The following is a 17,307-nucleotide window of genomic DNA, read 5'->3' as shown; positions in this document are numbered from 1 at the left end:
TTACGCCGTTAAAATCTTGGCGCAACCGATCAGGGCCGGGTACTTCGCCGTCATCAGGCGCACCGGCACATCATTCATCAAATCACGGAACCGCCCCTTGGCGATCATGCGCTCCTTAAGCGCGCTTTTCTTCATGTAATCGGTAATGCGCGGGCCAATGCCGCCACCGATAAACACCCCGTCGAAGGCCCCAAGCGTCAAAACCAGATCCCCGGCGACACCGCCAAGGAACATGCAAAACCGTTCCAGCACCTTAAGACACAGGGCATCCCCATCCTTAAGGGCACCATCAACAACCTCGGCCGCTGTTTTGGGTGCGACTTCAAGCCCCTCAATCGCGGCAAGCGCCCGATAGAGGTTTTCAAGCCCCATGCCCGAAAGCACACGTTCGGCAGATACACGATCAAGTTCGCGGCCCAGGAATTTGACGATCTCGTAATCCAGATCATCAATCGCGGGCAGCGACACATGCCCGCCTTCACCCTGTATGGGCAACCATTTGCCTTCGTGTGGTAGCAGCCCCGATACACCAAGCCCGGTCCCTGCCCCGACCACAGCCAATGGCAAACCCGGACGCCCCGGACCATCAAACAGCGTGATCAGGTCTTCCTCGCCCAGATAGGGCACAGACATGGCAAGACCGGTAAAGTCATTGACCACCACCAGCCGATCGAGATTGAATTCGGCCTTGAGTGCCTCCTTGGAGAACACCCACGGATTATTGGTGAACTTGACCGTATCGGCCATGGCGGGGCATGCCACCGCCACAGCAAATTCACGCAAATCCGTGCAGTCGGTTTTCGCCATGAAGTCCCGCATGGCATCGCCGATGGTGGCATAGTCACGCACCGGCAATGTCATGGGTGTATAGGGATCGCCAGCCTCATCCAGCCAGGCAAAGCGGGCATTGGTCCCGCCAATATCACCAACCAGCTGCATTACGCGACTTCAGCCTCCCCCGGGAAGGCCGCAGAGGCGCCAAGTTCAGCCAGACCAACATGTTCGCGGAAGACACCAAACATCTCGCGGCCAAAGCCATCCTGATGTTCGGCCTTATGATCAAAGGTCGCAAAGTCACGCTTGGCCAATTCGGCGTCGGTGACATTGAGCAACAGCTCGCCAGTTTCGGCATCAAGACGGATGATATCGCCATCCTGAACCTTGGCGATCGGGCCGTTCATCATACCTTCCGGCGTCACGTGAATGGCGGCCGGGACCTTGCCCGATGCACCCGACATACGGCCATCGGTGACAAGGGCAACCTTGTAGCCAAGGTCTTGCAGAACACCTAGTGGCGGGGTCAGTTTGTGCAGTTCCGGCATGCCGTTGGCTTTCGGGCCCTGGAAGCGGACAACGCAAACCACATCACGATGCAGTTTGCCTTCCTTGAAGGCATCCATCATTTCTTCCTGCGATGTAAACACCGCCGCCGGTGCTTCGATCACGCGGTTTTCCGGCTTAACAGCCGAAACCTTGATCACGGAACGGCCAAGGTTGCCCGAAAGCATACGCAAACCACCATCGGCACTGAATGCCTTTTCGGTCGGACGCAGGATTTCTTCGTCATGGCTGGTTTCCGGCGCATCACGCCAGGAAAGCTTGCCATTATCCAGATACGGCTCGGTGCCATAGGCCGCCATGCCACCGGTATGAATCGTTTCAAGATCCGGGTGCAAAATACCGTTCTTGAGCAAATCGGAAATCACAAAGCCCATGCCGCCAGCCGCATGGAAGTGGTTCACATCGGCCTGCCCGTTCGGATAAACGCGGCAAAGCAACGGCACAATGCGCGACAGTTCATCGAAATCATCCCAGCGAAGCTCAATCCCAGCCGCACGTGCCATGGCTGGCAGATGCAGGGTATGGTTGGTCGAGCCACCGGTGGCGAGCAAGCCAACAATCCCGTTCACAAACGCCTTTTCATCAAGGATTTTGCCAATCGGGCGATAGTCATTGCCAAGCTTGGTGATGGCAAGCGCACGACGTGCGGCTTCTTCGGTCAGCGCATCGCGCAGATCGGTGTTCGGGTTAACGAACGCCGCCCCCGGAAGATGCAAGCCCATGACTTCCATCAGCATCTGATTGGAGTTTGCCGTGCCATAGAAGGTGCAGGTCCCCGGGCTGTGATAGGACGCGGTTTCGGCTTCAAGCAGTTCCTTGCGGCCAACTTTGCCCTGGGCATAAAGCTGACGGATGCGCGCCTTTTCATTATTCGGCAAGCCTGATGGCATCGGCCCGGCCGGGACAAACACCGCCGGGATATGGCCATAGGAAAGCGCGCCCATGACAAGACCCGGAACGATTTTATCGCAAACACCAAGGTAAAGGGCCGCATCAAACACATCATGCGACAGCGACACGGCTGTGGACATGGCAATGACATCGCGTGAGAAAAGCGACAGCTCCATACCCGGACGGCCTTGCGTCACGCCATCACACATGGCTGGAACACCGCCAGCAACCTGTGCGGTACCACCGGCCTCAAACACGGCCTTTTTGATACGGTCGGGATAAACACCCAACGGCTGATGGGCCGACAGCATATCGTTATAGGACGTGACGATACCAAGGTTCGCGCCGTCTTCGCCGTTAATGCGCTGCTTTTCCGCAGCCCCGCAACCGGCCGAGGCATGGGCAAGGTTGCCACATGACAGGGCGGAGCGATGCGGACGATCAGAGGCCGCTGCCTCGATCTTGGCAAGGTAGGCTTCGCGGGTTGGTTTGGAACGCTCGATAATGCGTTTTGTAATCTGTTCTATTTCACGTTTCATGGGGTTCAGCCTTTCGGGTTCTCGGCGCTCCACCACAGATCGACGGGGACATCGTTCTGTTGCAAGATTGCGCGAACCGGCATCTCTTCGATTTCCGTGCCGTTTTTCGCGGTTTCATAGGTCGACCATTTGGATTGTCCGGTAATATGGATGGCAATGTACCGGGAATTCAGGATGGCGGGCAAAGTCATGCTGATGCGCGGGACCGGGGATACGGTCGGGCGGGCAGCGGCGACCAGTTCGCCATGCTTGGGATAAAGCCCATTACCCAGGGCTTCGGGGGTTGAGGACGGGAAAAGCGATGCAGTATGACCATCATCCCCCATCCCCAAAAATACGATATCAAGCGGCCAGTGCATTTCCGTTCGCAAACGCGCGCTGACGGTTTCAACCGCGTCTTCCGGGCTGTTATCAGATGTCTTCAGCGACACAAAGCGGGCGTTCTGCGCTTCGTTGATAAACAGGTTATCGCGCACCAGCTTCTCATTGGACTGATCATCATCAAGCCCGACCCAGCGATCATCGCCAAGGGTGACAATCACCTTTGACCAGTCAAGGCGCGCCTGTGAAAGGGTTTGAAACAGCGGCTTTGGAAAGCGCCCACCGGCAACCGCAATGCTGGCGTGGCCGCGGGTTGCGATGGCAAATTCCAGACGATCAACGGTTTCCTTGACCATTGCCGCAAGCATTTCATCGCCGCTTTTGAATGTGCGTTCGTTTGTCATGTCTTCTTCCCGAAGTTGGGGTCATGGCGAGTTTGCGCAAGGCCCCGGCACATAAGTACCGGGGTGCACAATGCTAGAACCCGGCCTCTTCGTTCCAGGTCCGGCCATCGCGTTCGATCAGGGCGATGGCAGCAGACGGGCCCCACGTTCCGGCGGTGTATCCCTTGGGCGTGACATGATTGTTCTGCCACGCATCCTGAATGGCGTCGACCCACTGCCAGGCAATATCCTGTTCATCGCGGCGGACAAACAGGGTGTTGTTGCCATCAATCGCATCCAGCAAAAGACGCTCATAGGCATCCGGGCTGCGGCCGCCAAAGGCCTCGGCAAAGGACAGGTTCAATGCCGTCGGGCGCAGACGGACAAGCCCCGGCCCCGGGTTCTTGTTATTGAGCACAAGATGGATACCGTCATCCGGCTGCAGGCGCAGGACCAACTTGTTGGCCTGATAGTTGGTCATGGATTTTGCCAACGGGAAAATCTGGTGCGGGACGTCACGGAACTGAATGACGATTTCCGAATGACGTTTGGGCAACCGTTTGCCCGTACGCAGATAGAACGGAACGCCAGACCAGCGCCAGTTATCAAGTTCGGCCCGGATCGCAACAAAGGTTTCCGTGGTGCTGTCGGTGTTGGCACCTTCCTCTTCGAGGTAACCCGGCACTTCCTTGCCACCCACAGCGCCCTTGCGGTACTGGCCGCGCACGGTGGAGCTATCGATGTTGCTATCATTGATCGGCTGAAGCGCTTTGAGCACTTTGACCTTTTCATCGCGGACCGCGTCCTGATCAAGGACATAGGGCGGTTCCATCGCGACAAGGCACAAAAGCTGCAACATATGGTTCTGCACCATATCGCGCATGGCACCGGCATCGTCATAATAGGACCAGCGCCCCTCAACCCCGACTTCCTCGCCGACCGTGATCTGGACGTGATCGATATGCGCGCTGTTCCACAGCGGCTCGAACATCGCATTGGCAAAGCGCAGGATCATCAGGTTCTGCACCGTTTCCTTGCCAAGATAGTGGTCGATACGGAAAATCTGGTTTTCCTCGAACACTTCACCGATCTGGCCGTTGATTTCGCGGCAACTGTCAAGATCATGACCCAGCGGCTTTTCAAGCACGACACGGGAATTCGGCGTTACCAGACCGGCCTTTTTCAGATTAAAGGCCATGTCGGCAAACAGCGACGGACTGGTCGAGAAATAAAAGACGCGGTCGCGATCAGGCTGATCGGACAGCTTTTCATACAGGACCTTGAACCCGCTTTCATCACCGGCAGAAACCTGCACATAGGCGATGCGGCTGGCGAACTTCGCCCAGGTCTCGGGTTCGAATTCGCCTTTGGGAATGAATTTCTTCCCGGCTTCTTCCAGCTTGGCCCGGAAATCTTCGTCGCTATGTTCGCTGCGCGATGCGCCAAAGATGCGGGTCTCATCATCGAAACGCCCGGTGCGTTCCATTTCATACAGTGCGGGAAAAAGTTTACGTAACGCCAGATCTCCGGTCCCACCGAAAATCACGATATCCGCGATACGATGCTTAAGCCTTTGCCTTTGTTTCATTATGCCCTTAGCCTTCCAACGTTTCCTTCCCGTCGCCAAGGTGGGACCCTGGATCTTGCGATCCTGGCAGACAATCGGGGCACGGCCGATGCCGTGATGCAGAACCGGATTTTCCGATCCCGCCTGTTATTTGTCACCTGACAGGAATATGACACCCGTCTTGATGACCGATGGTCTGTCGCCAAACACCTGACGACCGGAGCATGACGTCCGGCCCTGCTGTGTCCTGATCAGCAAGGCTAATTCGCCACGATCCTTACGCGCACTGTTACACGATCCATGGGGGCAAGACCACTGCGATCACGCGCGATAGAAGACGTTTTACCGAAATCCGGTTTAACCGTAACAGTTTGTTGCAAAACCACTGCAATTACAGCCGGATTTCCTGCATTTTAGGACAGTTGAAACATCGTGCAACAATTTGATTCTGCCGACGCACCCGCCCGCACGATTGAAACAGTTTGGACGATTTGCATTTGGCGCACGGTTTGTTCCAAAAAACGATCTCTTGGACCGGTCCAATCGGCGTTTAATTCCCATCAACCAACGGGAACACAAAAGAACATTGAAACAAGACTCGCGCGGAATCGCTGTTTTCTGCGCCTTTGCGATCTCATTGGCACAAGAAAACCCGTTCTCGTTACTGTTCTTACCACAACAATGAGAACATTTGTGAACGAAATTTAATTTATATATATCATATACTTAATCTAAATTATCCTCGTTTGTTCCAATTTTGTTCTTGCGAGAACAAAATCAGAACAGTATGGTTTCCTCAGACAGATTGAGGAGGACACACCATGCTGAAACTGATCGAGAACCCGACCCGCTTAAACGAGCTTTGCAGCACAGTCGCTGTTGTCGGCAGCACAGGATTTTTCCTGTTTGTGATCGGACTTGGCATGGCACAGACCCTTCGCGGTCTTGTCTAGGAATTCCCAACACACGTTATTTGTGTTTCTGAGGCCCGGACCATAAGCCACCCAGCTTTTGTCCATCACGGGCGTCTGACCGGCAGGCAACCCCGCACCCAAACCCTGTCCCGCCTGTCGGTCAGACCTTCCCTACGCCCAGTCTTCCCCATGGGGCCTCATGGACCGCAATAATGCTTTCCGCATACTCCGCCTACTGGCGCCGCTATTTCCCCAATAGCGGCGCTTTTTTTTGGTTTGCACGTACCCGGTACCAGATTGACCCCACAAAAAACATGAGCCTTCCTCACATTTTCTCCGTCATTCGACCGCTAAGCTCCAACGTTACATGCCAAAAACTTTTTATTGCATCGCAACAGTTTACGCTGCATTGCAAAATTTCGCTCGACAAACCGGCAAAATTTCGTTTGAATCAGGGTGAAAAAAGATAATTCGTCATTTCCTCATACTTTATGGCTATTGCTTGTCTGCGGAACTCAAGTAGGCTTTGAAGCAACAATTGGATTTCAGAACGCTGATCCCCAGATATTGAGCAACGGGCGTCAGCTCGGCCAACGGAAATTATTCGTCCCGACCGGAATTCTGAAAAAGCCAGATTACGCGCGCAGGTACGCTGTGCGCGGATAAAACAGGGTGAAATGCCGTAAACCAGGTCGGTGGCCACTTAAACCTTTGTCGGTCACCTGGGAGTGAGAATAAATGCTGTATCACCTTTATGAATTGCAGCACGCCACAATAAGCCCGCTTCGCATGGCTGCTGATGCCAGCAAGAAGTGGCTGCGCAATCCGGCCAATCCAATGTCCTATACCCATCAGGGTCGGGCAGCGGCCGCTGCGTGTGACGTGTTCACGCATATTACCCATCGTTACGGCAAACCGGAATTCGGTCTGGACACGACGGTGATCAACGGTGAAACCGTGCCTGTCACCGAAGAAATCGTCCACAGCGAAGCTTTTTGCAACCTGTTGCATTTCAAGCGCGAAACCGACCATCTGAAAACACAGCCCGATGACCCGCGCCTGTTGATTGTGGCCCCGCTTTCCGGACACTTTTCAACACTTCTGCGCGGCACGGTCGAAGCACTCCTGCCCGATCATGATGTCTATATCACCGACTGGATTGACGCCCGTCTGGTGCCAGTCCATCTCGGCCATTTCGATCTGGATAGCTATATCGATTATCTGATGCGCTTCCTGCGCAAGCTTGGCCCGAACACCCACATGATGGCCGTTTGCCAGCCATCTGTTCCGGTGGTCGCTGCGGCGTCCCTGATGGCAGCGGGCAACGAAGCCTGCCAGCCGGCATCGATGACCCTGATGGGGGGCCCGATTGATACCCGCGAAAACCCGACCGAGGTCAACAAGTTCGCCAAGCAGCATACCCTTGACTGGTTTGAGCAGCATGTGATTTCGCATGTGCCCTTGCCGCATGCGGGTGTGATGCGCCGGGTGTACCCGGGCTTTATGCAGCTTGCAGGCTTCATGAGCATGAACTGGGATCGCCACGTTTCCGCCCATCACGACATGTTCAATCACCTTGTCGAAGGTGATGGCGAAAGTGCCGATGCCAAGCGTCATTTCTATCAGGAATATCTGGCGGTCATGGATATGACAGCCGAGTTTTATCTGCAGACGCTTAAGGTCGTGTTCCACGAACACAGCCTGCCCGAGGGTACGATGCGCTGGCAGGGCGTTCCGGTTGATCCATCCGCCATCACCAAAACGGCCCTTCTGACCGTTGAAGGTGAACGTGATGACATTACCGGCATGGGACAGACCCGTGCGGCCCACAAGCTGACCACCAATCTGCCTGACAATATGCGCATGCATCACCTTCAGCAGGGTGTCGGCCATTACGGCGTCTTTAATGGACGCCGCTGGCGTGAGCAGATCAGCCCGCGGATCAAGGAATTCATCCGCCGTCACGATCACGAAGGCAAAGGTGCGCGAAGCGCCCCCAATGTCACGCATATCAACGCGGCCGAATAACACCTAACCGCAACCATATCAAAAGCCGCCTGCATAAAAACAGGCGGCTTTTTTTGGTTTGATCGCAGTACTGCCAAAGACAAAAAGACACAGGTGAACCGCCCTTCACGGCAACGCGTAAAGTTTTAAACAGCAAAACAACGACTGAGCCCACCACCATGACCAGCTTGACGACATTTGACACTTTTCCAAAAGACAGCCTTGCCGTCGTCTGTGGCGCAACAGGCGGCATCGGAAAGGCCTTTGTCGATCATTTGCAGGCCAGCGGTCGGTTTTCCGGGGTGATTGCGCTTTCGCGAACCAGCAGCCCTGCCCTTGATTTTGATCGCCCGGAAACCGTCGCCGAATGTGCGGATTATGTCAAAACGCTTGGTGGCGAAGTGCGCCTGATCATTGATGCCACTGGCTATCTGCATGATGAAACCTTCCAGCCGGAAAAATCCCTGCGCCACATTGATGCCGACTACATGGCCAAGCAGTTTCAGATCAACGCGATTGGCCCGGCGCTTTTGATGAAGCATTTCTGCCCAATGCTGCCGCGGTCAGGCAAATCGGTGTTTGCCACCCTGTCGGCCAAGGTTGGAAGTATCGGGGATAATCGCATGGGGGGCTGGTATGGGTACCGTGCGGCCAAGGCAGCGCTTAATCAGTTGGTCAAATGCACCGCGATTGAAATCAGGCGGAACAAACGTGATTGCGTTTGCGTGGCCCTTCACCCCGGCACGGTCGATACCGGGCTTTCCGGCCCGTTTGCCAAATCCGGACTGAAAGTACAAAGCCCGGTCGAGGCGACGGCCAATATGCTGAACGTTATTGATCAGCTTGATGCCCAGCAATCGGGCGGGTTCTTTGCCTATGACGGTACAGAGCTGCCTTGGTGATGCGTGCTTAATCAAACAGCTTGGTCAGAAGGGCGTGCTGTAACAGGATTACGGTCTTGGCATCGCGGATACGACCATCAGCCATCATCGGAATGACGTCGTCAAAGCCGACCTCAAGCACATGGATATCCTCGCCCTCTTCATGCAGGCCGCCACCATCCCCTTCGCGGTGATCGCGGGTGACTTCGGCAATGAACAAATGCAGACGTTCGGTGACGGATCCCGGGCTCATGAACAGGTCAAAGACCTGGCGAGGTTTTCCGATCTTATAACCGGTTTCTTCTTCGACCTCGGCAATGATGGCTGCGGCCGGATCACGATCATCAAGCACACCCGCTGGCACTTCAATCAACATGCCGTCTTCGTTGCGATTGACAAAGCTTGGCAGGCGAAACTGTCGGGTGAGGATAACGGGACGGTCCGTGCGGTTATAAAGCAGGATACCCGCGCCATTGCCACGTTCATAAGCTTCGCGCGTCTGGCTTTGCCATGATCCATCTGATCGTTTCAGATCAAAGCTGACGCGATAAAGCCGATACCAGTTATCCGCCAGACATTCGATATCACTGACACGGACGTGATCCTGATCGGGAAGAGACCAACCTTTGGGCAGATCGAACATCATGACGTCACCGGACTAGCGTTTCAGAAAGGCAGACAGAGTCAAAAGGACCGCGTCGGGTTTCTCGGCATGCACCCAGTGGCCTGCGCCCTTGATGCTGGTAAAGGCCGCCTTGGGGAAAAGCGACTTGATGTGATCGCGGTCCTTGGGATCGACATAGTGCGAGTTCGCACCCGAAATAAACAGGACATCGCCATCATACTGATCGGCAAGCCCGTCCGTTGGCCAGCCGATGATATCGTCAAGATGATTGGCCATGGCATCAATATTGACCTGCCATGACATAGCACCCGTTTCCTTGTCTGTCGCGACATTCTGGGCAAGGAATTGACGCACGCCCTTTTCCGAAACACCGGAGGACAGGGCGTCTTCGACCTCGGCGCGGCGCGAAATAGCGGAAAAGTCGACATCGCGCATGGCGCTGATATAGCCGCTATAATCATGGTCATAGGAAACCGGGGCAATATCGACCACGACCAGATCGGCAACCAAACCGGCATCAGCCGACAGGGCAAGCACCATGGATGCCTTGCCGCCCATCGAATGCCCGACCAGATGCACCGGTTTATCGGATACCTCGCCGATCAGTTCGGCCAGGTCGGCCGCCATGGCCGGATAGGTCATTTCCGCGTCCCAGTCGGAGCGTCCGTGATTTCGCAAATCAGCGGTGACAACGTGATACTTTTCCGCCAGTCGCCGTGCGATGGCCGTCCAGTTGCGGGCCTGACCAAACAGGCCATGGACAATCACGATGGTGCCGTTGTCACGGTTTTCTTCGCCAAAGGCGTAATGGGCAAGTTTCATAAAGACCAACTTCTGCGCAATTCGAACGGGGTCGATCCCCCTTAATAGCGGTGCAAACTGCGAAGGTGAAGTGCCCAAACAAAAACACCTCCGCAACAACGAGATGCGGAGGCGTTTTTAAGCGTACCGGTTGAACGGTCGCAGGGTGTGGTCAGCCGCGCAATTACGCGCCAGCAGCAACACCACCATGGGGCTTGTTGTGTGCGCCAAACAGGGCACCAACTTTGCGTACCAGTGCAACAAGCATCTGACGCATAGCCTGTGCACGGAGATGTTCAGCTTCGCGCTGCAGGGCAACCAGGTCATAATCACGATACATTTTCATGTCCGTTTCCTCTTAAAAGCATCCGGCGTTGTTCCCGCCGGGGTTTCGCTGTGTGTTTCGTTAAACCCGGTGTACGCCTGTTTGATCATACCGACGAGAAGAGTTTTATCACCCCAAACATGCATTCAACGCATACCTATGATTAGCAATGAGATAATTTCGTCATGCATATTTCACATGTTTGTGCCATGACAAATAAGACGTTCGTTTTGCTCACATTTTCAGGTCTGGAAACCCTCAACATCCCACCAGACCTATGACGATCCTAATACGAAGATGCTCTGCCCGACGGTATTTCAAGTCCTGCGCAGAAGAAAAATCATCGAAAAATACTTGGTGCAGATCGATTTTTCGCCAAATGCGGTCAAAATTGCAGATATTTTCGCCAGAGTCACACCGCACAATTTTGCATAGCTCGCCCAAAAGCAGAAAACGGCAATACCCGGTCAGGATATTGCCGTTTTACGATCCGCCTATTCGCGTGTTCTTTACACGCCTTCAGATGCCGACTTAAGGGCGTAATTGAGGTATTTGGGCTCTAGATATTCCTCAAGCCCCCAATGACCGCCTTCGCGGCCCTGACCACTTTCCTTGACCCCGCCAAACGGCGCACCTTCGTGGCTGGTGGTGCCATCATTGATGCCAACCACCCCGACTTCCAGACGATCGGCAAGCCGTTGGATACGCCCGATATCGCGACTGTAGATATAAGAAGACAGTCCGGTGCGCACCCGATTGGCAAGTGTGATCACGTCATCCTCGGTGCCAAACCGATAGATCGGCGCCACCGGGGCAAACAATTCCTCGTCAAAGCAATCTGCATCATCGGGCACATCGGTCATCACCAGTGGACGGGTGAAAAAGCCTTCGTCGGGCAAGGCCGCACCATAAATCAGGTTTGCACCGCGCTTTTGGGCATCGGCGACAAGGCGTTCGACCTTCGCCACCGCCTGACGGTTGATCAGTGGCCCCAATTCCGTGCCGGGCACAAATCCATTGCCGATGGTCTGCGCCTTGCTGGCGGCAACGAACTTTTCGACAAAGGCATCATAGACACCGTCCTGGACGAAAATGCGGTTGGCACAAACGCAGGTCTGGCCGCTGTTGCGGAACTTTGAAATCATCGCGCCAGCAACGGCCGCATCAAGATCAGCATCGTCCATGACAATAAAGGGCGCATTGCCGCCGAGCTCCAGCGACAGCTTTTTCATCGTCGGCGCGCATTGTTCCATCAACCGTTTGCCCACCGAGGTTGAACCGGTGAAGGACAACATCCGAACACGCTGATCGCCCGTCAGGGCCTCGCCTATCGGGTGGGGCAAACCGGTCACGACGTTAAACACACCGGGCGGAAAACCGGCCTGTTCGGCAAGCTTGGCGGCTGCCAAGGCCGACAGCGGGGTATCCTCGGCCGGTTTGACAATCACGGTACAGCCCGCTGCCAATGCCGGCGCACATTTGCGCACCACCATGGTCAGCGGGAAGTTCCACGGCGTAATCGCCGCGACCACACCTACGGGATGTTTTTGCACAACAACGCGACGATCGCGCTGGGTTGCGGGCATGGTTTGGCCATAGGCGCGCTTGGCTTCTTCGCCATACCATTCGGCATAGGCAATCGCACCGACCACTTCGCGAAGCGCCTGATCAAGCGGTTTGCCCTGCTCAAGGGTAATCAGGGCAGCGAGGTCTTCTTGATGGGTTTCAAGCAAGTCACGCCAGCGGCGCAAGATATCTGCCCGTTCGCGTGCCAGCATGCGCGACCATGCCGGAAAGGCCGCGTGGGCAGCATCAATCGCCTGCCGGGCCTCCGATGTGCGCATAAATGGCACTGTGCCAATCACGTCCCCCTTGGCCGGGTCGATCACGTCCAGCGTTTCACGGCTGTCGGCCGCCCGCCATTCCCCATTGATATAAGCATGTTTGAGGTTCCAGTCGCGGATAAGGGCGCGTGCACGCGCGCGTCCCTCGCGAATAAGGGTCTCGTTGGCCTGCGGATCCGGGGCGGATGATGCGGAGGGTGAATTATTCCGGGTGGCAGCGGACATGGGCGGGACTTCCTTGGCACGCAATAACAAAAACTTTGGTGATCACGCGCTTGTGATTACAGTTTCGGGGGCACTGCTGGGACACTAAGCCTTGCGGCGGGCTAATGGCAATAACGTGCTTACATCTCAATATAAAAAACTAAACTGAACGCTGCACTCAGAGAGACACTTTAACGCGTTTTGGAGAGAGAACCCAAGATGAAGAAGCTCCTTTTTGCCGGTCTCCTCGGCACGATCATAACTGCAGGTGCCGCATTCCCGATGATGGCACAGGCCGATGAAGCATCCGACAACGCCGCGGTTGAAAACCGCAAGATGCTGATGGATGGCATCGGTGGCGCGATGGGCACACTTGGCTGCTATATGAAGGGTGAATGCACCCTGCCCGATCCGGTTCTGGCCAACTTGGCCAAGGGCATTGCGTTTTCAGCGGGGGCTGCCCCCACGGCGTTTGAGCCGCAAACCCCGGATGCGTCCGTCAAGACAACGGCAAGTGCCGATATCTGGACCAACTGGGATGATTTCGCTGGTCGCTTCCCGGAAATGCAGCAGGCTGCGCTTGCGCTGGCCGATGCCGTTGGCGACAAGGGCGCGATGGGCGCTGCGATGGGCAATCTTGGCAAGTCCTGCAAAGGTTGCCACGACGAGTTCCGCACCAAGTAAAAATTGATCTTGCGGCCACACCCGATCACGGGGTTTGCAGGTAAATCAAAAAGGCCAACGTTCAATCAAGGGAACGTTGGCCTTTGTCATTATTATCCGCAGCCCCGAACTAACCGCGCGCCAGCGTGACACCGCCCCACACCACAAGTGCACAGACAATCAGGATCACAATCCCCAGCACGGGTGACGCAAACCGGATGTTTGCAAAGCGCCCTGCCAGTTCGGCGGGCACTCGGCGGGTACCAATCACAATCGCCCGGATCAGGTTTTCGCGTTTGACGACCAGATAAAACAGGGCGGCAAATACATGCAGGCCGACGGCGGCATAGATCAGGTTGATGTTGGTGTGGTGAATCCAGTTCATGGTACTGGCAACGTCAGAACTGACATAAGCCACAAGCGGCCCGTCAAAGAACAGGAAGGTATCCTCGCTGGCAAACAGGCCAGATACCGCTTGCACCCCGACCAACACAATCATGACCAAAACCATTAATCCCCCGGCCGGGTTATGCCCGGCATAGGTCAGATCGGACATCGAACCTTTTGGCACTTTCTGCAAATATCCGAACACCCGACGTGGACCGGTCACGAAATCGGCAAAGCGGGCGTTTGAGCTGCCGACAAAGCCCCAGATGATGCGAAAGATCACAAGCGCCAGCACGCTGTAACCAGCGATGGCATGGATATCAATCATCACCTGTCGATTGCTCCACCAGGCCGTGACAATGGCAACGACAAGAGCCCAATGAAACAGGCGAACCGGGAAATCCCAAAGTTTGACTTTCTTTTCGTCTGCGGACGGGGTGCTCATCGGGTCTCTCTCTTTGCACGAACAGGGGTTATTCAATTGCGGAAAATATCGCACAGCAGTTTCCGTCAAGAAACTTAAAGACAGATCAATTTTCCATACCAGTACAAATTGCCCGCGGATGCCGGGTCAACCAACGGTTACCACATTACCGAAACCTAAAACTTTGCGAATTGGCAATTCTTTAATTGAAAATCATTCTCACAAGCAGTATCAATTGGCGGAAGCAAAGTGATCAGGGTCACAGTTCCTGTGCGCGTTCATTCTTTGAGCGTGACGGATTTTCACCTTGATCGAAGGGGCTTTTGCCCTTGGCTCACCATTCAGGGATAGATGGGAACTCCTATGAAGATCGCAAAGATTCTGGGTACGGCCGCACTGGTCACTACCCTTGGCGCGCAGGCATATGCCGCACCGGCCGCCAAAGACGTGCTGACCACTTATGCCGATATCGCGCATGCCGGTTACGAAGATTCACTGATCACCGCCAAGGAACTGCAGGCGGCGATTGATGAACTGGTTGCAAATCCGTCGGCCTCGACCTTTGATGCCGCGAAATCCGCATGGCTGGCGTCGCGCGCCCCCTATCAGCAGACCGAAGTTTACCGTTTCGGCAACGCGATTGTTGATGACTGGGAAGGCAAGGTTAATGCCTGGCCGCTTGATGAAGGTCTGATCGACTATGTCGAAACCGGCCTTTATGGCGAAGAAAGCGAAGAAAACCCGGCTTATACCGCCAATGTGATTGCCAACCCGACCCTGACCATTTCGGGCGAAACCATTGATGCCTCGACCATTGATGCAGCTTTGCTTGAAAGCCTGCATGAAATCGATGACGTCGAAGCCAACGTTGCCACCGGCTACCACGCGATTGAATTCCTTCTTTGGGGTCAGGACCTCAATGGGACCGATGCCGGTGCTGGTGAACGCAAATGGACCGACTATGCATCGGGTGATGCCTGCACCAATGGCAATTGCGACCGTCGTGGTGAATATCTTCAGGCGGCAGTTGATCTGATGGTTTCCGATCTTGAATGGATGACCGCGCAGTGGGCCGAAGGCGGCGAAGCACGCGAAACCGTTCTTGAAGGTGACGGCGTTCCGGGCCTGACCGCGATTGTGACCGGCATGGGTTCGCTTTCTTATGGCGAACTGGGCGGCGAGCGTACCAAGCTTGGCCTGCTGCTGCATGATCCCGAAGAAGAACATGACTGCTTCTCGGACAACACTCACAACAGCCACTTCTATGACGCGCTGGGCATCCAGAACGTTTACCTTGGCCGTTACACCCGTGTTGATGGTTCGGTTGTTGAAGGTCCGTCGCTTTCTGATCTGGTTGCGGCCAATGACGCGGCACTGGACACCGAACTGCGCGCCAAGCTGGCGGCATCGGTTGTTGCCGGTAAAGTCATGGTCACCCGCGCACAGGACGGCGAAGCCTTTGATCAGCTGATTGCCATGGGCAACGAAGATGGCAATGCCGTCGTTCAGGCCTTTGTTGATGCGCTTGTCGATCAGACCAAATCGATCGAACAGATCATCGCTGCGGTTGGCATTGACGGTATCGAGTTCGAAGGTTCTGACAGCCTCGACAACCCGGCTGCTGTCAACTAATCCTGATCATCAGGCAACTGCCTGACTGACTGTGAACGGCGGGGGATGAACTCTCCCGCCGTTTTGCTTTGACCCCGAACTAGAAGACTTCCATGAACCGTCCCGCACCAAGATCTTCGTTTTCACCTGCATTCTGCTTGGCGGCAATTGGCTTTCTCCTTGCGCCGATCGCCGTTAATGCACAGACCATCGGTGACCCGGCCCTGCCCGGCGGTGACACAAGCTGGATCGGCGCAAAGGGGCGCAATGCCTTCCTGCACCAATCAGCCAACATGAGCTTTGAAAAGCGGCTTGATTTCAAGCTGGGTGAAGCCCTTTTTCAAAGATTATGGGTCACCGCCCCGACCCGCACCAAGGCGGCAGATGGTTTGGGACCGCTATTTAATTCACGCGCCTGCAGCGGATGCCATATCCGCAATGGCCGCGGTCATCCGGTCGACGAAAATGATAGCGAGGCCGGGGCAACATCGATGTTGCTGCGCCTGTCCATCCCGCCGCAAACCGCCGATCAACTCCGCGATCATCTGGATGGCAAACTGGCCACCCTTCCCGACCCGGTTTACGGCGGCCAGTTTCAGGATTTCTCAATCCCCGGCATTCAGGCCGAGGGGCGGGTCAAGGTGACCTACACAACGACCGACGTTCTTTTGGCCGGGGGTGAAACGGTTACCTTGCGTAACCCAACCTATGAGATGATCGATCTGGCCTATGGGCCGCTTCATCCCGATATCATGGTGTCCCCGCGCCTTGCGCCGCCAATGATCGGGCTTGGGTTGCTGGAAGCCATTCCTGACAGCACCCTGATCGCGGCAAGTGATCCGCAGGATAAAGATGGCGATGGCATATCCGGGCGGTTTAATCAGGTCTGGGACATTTCCAAATCAGAAATGGCGATTGGCCGGTTTGGCTGGAAGGCCGGCATGCCGACCCTTGATCAGCAAAACCAGAATGCGTTCCAGTTTGATATCGGCCTTTCTACCCCGCTTTATCCAAATGCCAGCGGTGATTGCACGACTGCGCAAACGGATTGCATTACAGCACCCGATGGCAATGATGATGAGTTCGAGGGGCTGGAAGTCCATTCGGTCATGACCGATCTCGTGCTGTATTACGCGCGCAACATTGCCCCGCCGGCCCGCCCGAACGCCAATGATGCGGATGTTTTGGCGGGCGAAAAGATCTTTGACGCAATCGGCTGTTCATCCTGCCACACACCGCGTTACGCGTTACCCGAACGTGCCGACATGCCCGAACAGTCCGGGCAGATCATCTGGCCCTATACGGACTTGTTGCTCCATGACATGGGCGACGGTCTTGCTGATCATCGACCGGAGGCACAGGCATCGGGCACTGAATGGCGCACGCCACCGCTTTGGGGGATTGGCCGCGCGCAAGAGATTGATCCACGTGCCCGCTTCCTGCATGACGGCCGGGCAAGAACCATTCTTGAAGCGATCCTGTGGCATGGGGGCGAGGCTGCGCGCGCCCGCGAGGCAGTCACAAAGCTGCCACCGTCGGAGCGCAGTCAATTGTTGGCATTTCTAAAGTCATTGTGACG

The 17,307-nt window shown here is 55.4% G+C and carries 15 protein-coding genes; 6 read left to right on the top strand and 9 right to left on the bottom strand.

The annotated features are described in order from the left end of the window. From glk to zwf, 4 genes are all read right to left on the bottom strand, one after another. On the bottom strand, positions 1-939 hold the full coding sequence (gene glk / locus WBY09_RS19610) for a glucokinase (RefSeq protein ID WP_197145359.1): 939 nt from the start codon (positions 937-939) through the stop codon (positions 1-3). After that, a complete protein-coding gene (gene edd / locus WBY09_RS19605) occupies positions 939-2,771 on the bottom strand; it encodes a phosphogluconate dehydratase (protein WP_008892135.1) in 1,833 nt (610 codons plus the stop codon). The genes glk and edd overlap by 1 nt, the downstream gene beginning before the upstream one ends. Before the next feature lie 5 nt (positions 2,772-2,776). Then, positions 2,777-3,496, bottom strand: a complete 720-nt coding sequence (gene pgl / locus WBY09_RS19600) for a 6-phosphogluconolactonase (RefSeq protein ID WP_197145360.1) — start codon at positions 3,494-3,496, stop codon at positions 2,777-2,779. Positions 3,497-3,569: 73 nt separating this feature from the next. Then, complete coding sequence (gene zwf / locus WBY09_RS19595) at positions 3,570-5,063, bottom strand: glucose-6-phosphate dehydrogenase (RefSeq protein ID WP_063090213.1); 1,494 nt, start codon at positions 5,061-5,063, stop codon at positions 3,570-3,572. An 800-nt stretch (positions 5,064-5,863) separates the two neighbouring features. Between zwf and WBY09_RS19590 the strand changes: the two genes are divergently transcribed. The 3 genes from WBY09_RS19590 (at position 5,864) to WBY09_RS19580 (ending at position 8,865) form a co-directional block, all read left to right on the top strand. After that, positions 5,864-5,995, top strand: a complete 132-nt coding sequence (locus WBY09_RS19590) for a hypothetical protein (protein WP_255356223.1) — start codon at positions 5,864-5,866, stop codon at positions 5,993-5,995. A gap of 699 nt (positions 5,996-6,694) precedes the next feature. Then, entirely contained in the window at positions 6,695-7,984 is a 1,290-nt protein-coding gene (locus WBY09_RS19585) for a polyhydroxyalkanoate depolymerase (protein ID WP_008892138.1), read from the top strand. Between the two features lie 158 nt (positions 7,985-8,142). After that, positions 8,143-8,865, top strand: a complete 723-nt coding sequence (locus tag WBY09_RS19580; protein WP_336233660.1) for an SDR family oxidoreductase — start codon at positions 8,143-8,145, stop codon at positions 8,863-8,865. Between the two features lie 7 nt (positions 8,866-8,872). Here the strand turns inward: WBY09_RS19580 and WBY09_RS19575 are convergent, their stop codons facing one another. The 4 genes from WBY09_RS19575 to WBY09_RS19560 form a co-directional block, all read right to left on the bottom strand. Continuing rightward, on the bottom strand, positions 8,873-9,490 hold the full coding sequence (locus WBY09_RS19575) for an NUDIX domain-containing protein (RefSeq protein WP_336233659.1): 618 nt from the start codon (positions 9,488-9,490) through the stop codon (positions 8,873-8,875). 12 nt (positions 9,491-9,502) lie between these two features. After that, the gene (locus tag WBY09_RS19570) at positions 9,503-10,291 is read right to left on the bottom strand and encodes an alpha/beta fold hydrolase (RefSeq protein ID WP_197145363.1); all 789 of its coding nucleotides are present in this window, start codon (positions 10,289-10,291) and stop codon (positions 9,503-9,505) included. Between the two features lie 163 nt (positions 10,292-10,454). Continuing rightward, complete coding sequence (locus WBY09_RS19565; RefSeq protein WP_157088485.1) at positions 10,455-10,616, bottom strand: RSP_7527 family protein; 162 nt, start codon at positions 10,614-10,616, stop codon at positions 10,455-10,457. 488 nt (positions 10,617-11,104) lie between these two features. Then, the gene (locus tag WBY09_RS19560) at positions 11,105-12,664 is read right to left on the bottom strand and encodes an NAD-dependent succinate-semialdehyde dehydrogenase (protein ID WP_336233658.1); all 1,560 of its coding nucleotides are present in this window, start codon (positions 12,662-12,664) and stop codon (positions 11,105-11,107) included. 198 nt (positions 12,665-12,862) lie between these two features. On the opposite strand from WBY09_RS19560, the gene WBY09_RS19555 reads away from it, so the two are divergent. Continuing rightward, the gene (locus tag WBY09_RS19555) at positions 12,863-13,327 is read left to right on the top strand and encodes a c-type cytochrome (RefSeq protein ID WP_336233657.1); all 465 of its coding nucleotides are present in this window, start codon (positions 12,863-12,865) and stop codon (positions 13,325-13,327) included. Positions 13,328-13,436: 109 nt separating this feature from the next. Here the strand turns inward: WBY09_RS19555 and WBY09_RS19550 are convergent, their stop codons facing one another. Continuing rightward, positions 13,437-14,138, bottom strand: coding sequence for a cytochrome b/b6 domain-containing protein (locus tag WBY09_RS19550; protein ID WP_336233656.1), 702 nt, complete (start codon positions 14,136-14,138; stop codon positions 13,437-13,439). Positions 14,139-14,480: 342 nt separating this feature from the next. Here WBY09_RS19550 and WBY09_RS19545 point away from each other — a divergent pair, with 342 nt between their 5' ends. Together WBY09_RS19545 and WBY09_RS19540 are read left to right on the top strand one after the other, a co-directional pair. Beyond that, positions 14,481-15,749 carry an imelysin family protein gene (locus WBY09_RS19545; protein WP_336233655.1) on the top strand — a complete coding sequence of 423 codons (1,269 nt, stop codon included), beginning with the start codon at positions 14,481-14,483 and terminating at the stop codon, positions 15,747-15,749. A 92-nt stretch (positions 15,750-15,841) separates the two neighbouring features. Continuing rightward, positions 15,842-17,305, top strand: coding sequence for a di-heme oxidoreductase family protein (locus tag WBY09_RS19540; protein ID WP_336233654.1), 1,464 nt, complete (start codon positions 15,842-15,844; stop codon positions 17,303-17,305). The last annotated feature ends 2 nt before the right edge of the window (positions 17,306-17,307 follow it).

The sequence above is a fragment of the Thalassospira sp. CH_XMU1458 genome, from assembly GCF_037027205.1.
GTDB lineage: Bacteria > Pseudomonadota > Alphaproteobacteria > Rhodospirillales > Thalassospiraceae > Thalassospira > Thalassospira tepidiphila.
Note: the sequence above shows the minus strand (reverse complement) of the source record. Positions and strands in the feature narration are given on the sequence as shown.

Excerpts from the sequence above, each read along its gene's own strand:
- WBY09_RS19570 (WP_197145363.1), bottom strand. The coding sequence starts at position 10,291 with ATGAAACTTGCCCATTACGCCTTTGGCGAAGAAAACCGTGACAACGGC.
- zwf (WP_063090213.1), bottom strand. The coding sequence starts at position 5,063 with ATGAAACAAAGGCAAAGGCTTAAGCATCGTATCGCGGATATCGTGATT.
- WBY09_RS19560 (WP_336233658.1), bottom strand. The coding sequence starts at position 12,664 with ATGTCCGCTGCCACCCGGAATAATTCACCCTCCGCATCATCCGCCCCG.
- WBY09_RS19545 (WP_336233655.1), top strand. The coding sequence starts at position 14,481 with ATGAAGATCGCAAAGATTCTGGGTACGGCCGCACTGGTCACTACCCTT.
- WBY09_RS19585 (WP_008892138.1), top strand. The coding sequence starts at position 6,695 with ATGCTGTATCACCTTTATGAATTGCAGCACGCCACAATAAGCCCGCTT.
- edd (WP_008892135.1), bottom strand. The coding sequence starts at position 2,771 with ATGAAACGTGAAATAGAACAGATTACAAAACGCATTATCGAGCGTTCC.
- WBY09_RS19550 (WP_336233656.1), bottom strand. The coding sequence starts at position 14,138 with ATGAGCACCCCGTCCGCAGACGAAAAGAAAGTCAAACTTTGGGATTTC.
- WBY09_RS19565 (WP_157088485.1), bottom strand. The coding sequence starts at position 10,616 with ATGAAAATGTATCGTGATTATGACCTGGTTGCCCTGCAGCGCGAAGCT.
- WBY09_RS19540 (WP_336233654.1), top strand. The coding sequence starts at position 15,842 with ATGAACCGTCCCGCACCAAGATCTTCGTTTTCACCTGCATTCTGCTTG.
- WBY09_RS19555 (WP_336233657.1), top strand. The coding sequence starts at position 12,863 with ATGAAGAAGCTCCTTTTTGCCGGTCTCCTCGGCACGATCATAACTGCA.
- WBY09_RS19575 (WP_336233659.1), bottom strand. The coding sequence starts at position 9,490 with ATGATGTTCGATCTGCCCAAAGGTTGGTCTCTTCCCGATCAGGATCAC.
- WBY09_RS19580 (WP_336233660.1), top strand. The coding sequence starts at position 8,143 with ATGACCAGCTTGACGACATTTGACACTTTTCCAAAAGACAGCCTTGCC.
- pgl (WP_197145360.1), bottom strand. The coding sequence starts at position 3,496 with ATGACAAACGAACGCACATTCAAAAGCGGCGATGAAATGCTTGCGGCA.
- glk (WP_197145359.1), bottom strand. The coding sequence starts at position 939 with ATGCAGCTGGTTGGTGATATTGGCGGGACCAATGCCCGCTTTGCCTGG.
- WBY09_RS19590 (WP_255356223.1), top strand. The coding sequence starts at position 5,864 with ATGCTGAAACTGATCGAGAACCCGACCCGCTTAAACGAGCTTTGCAGC.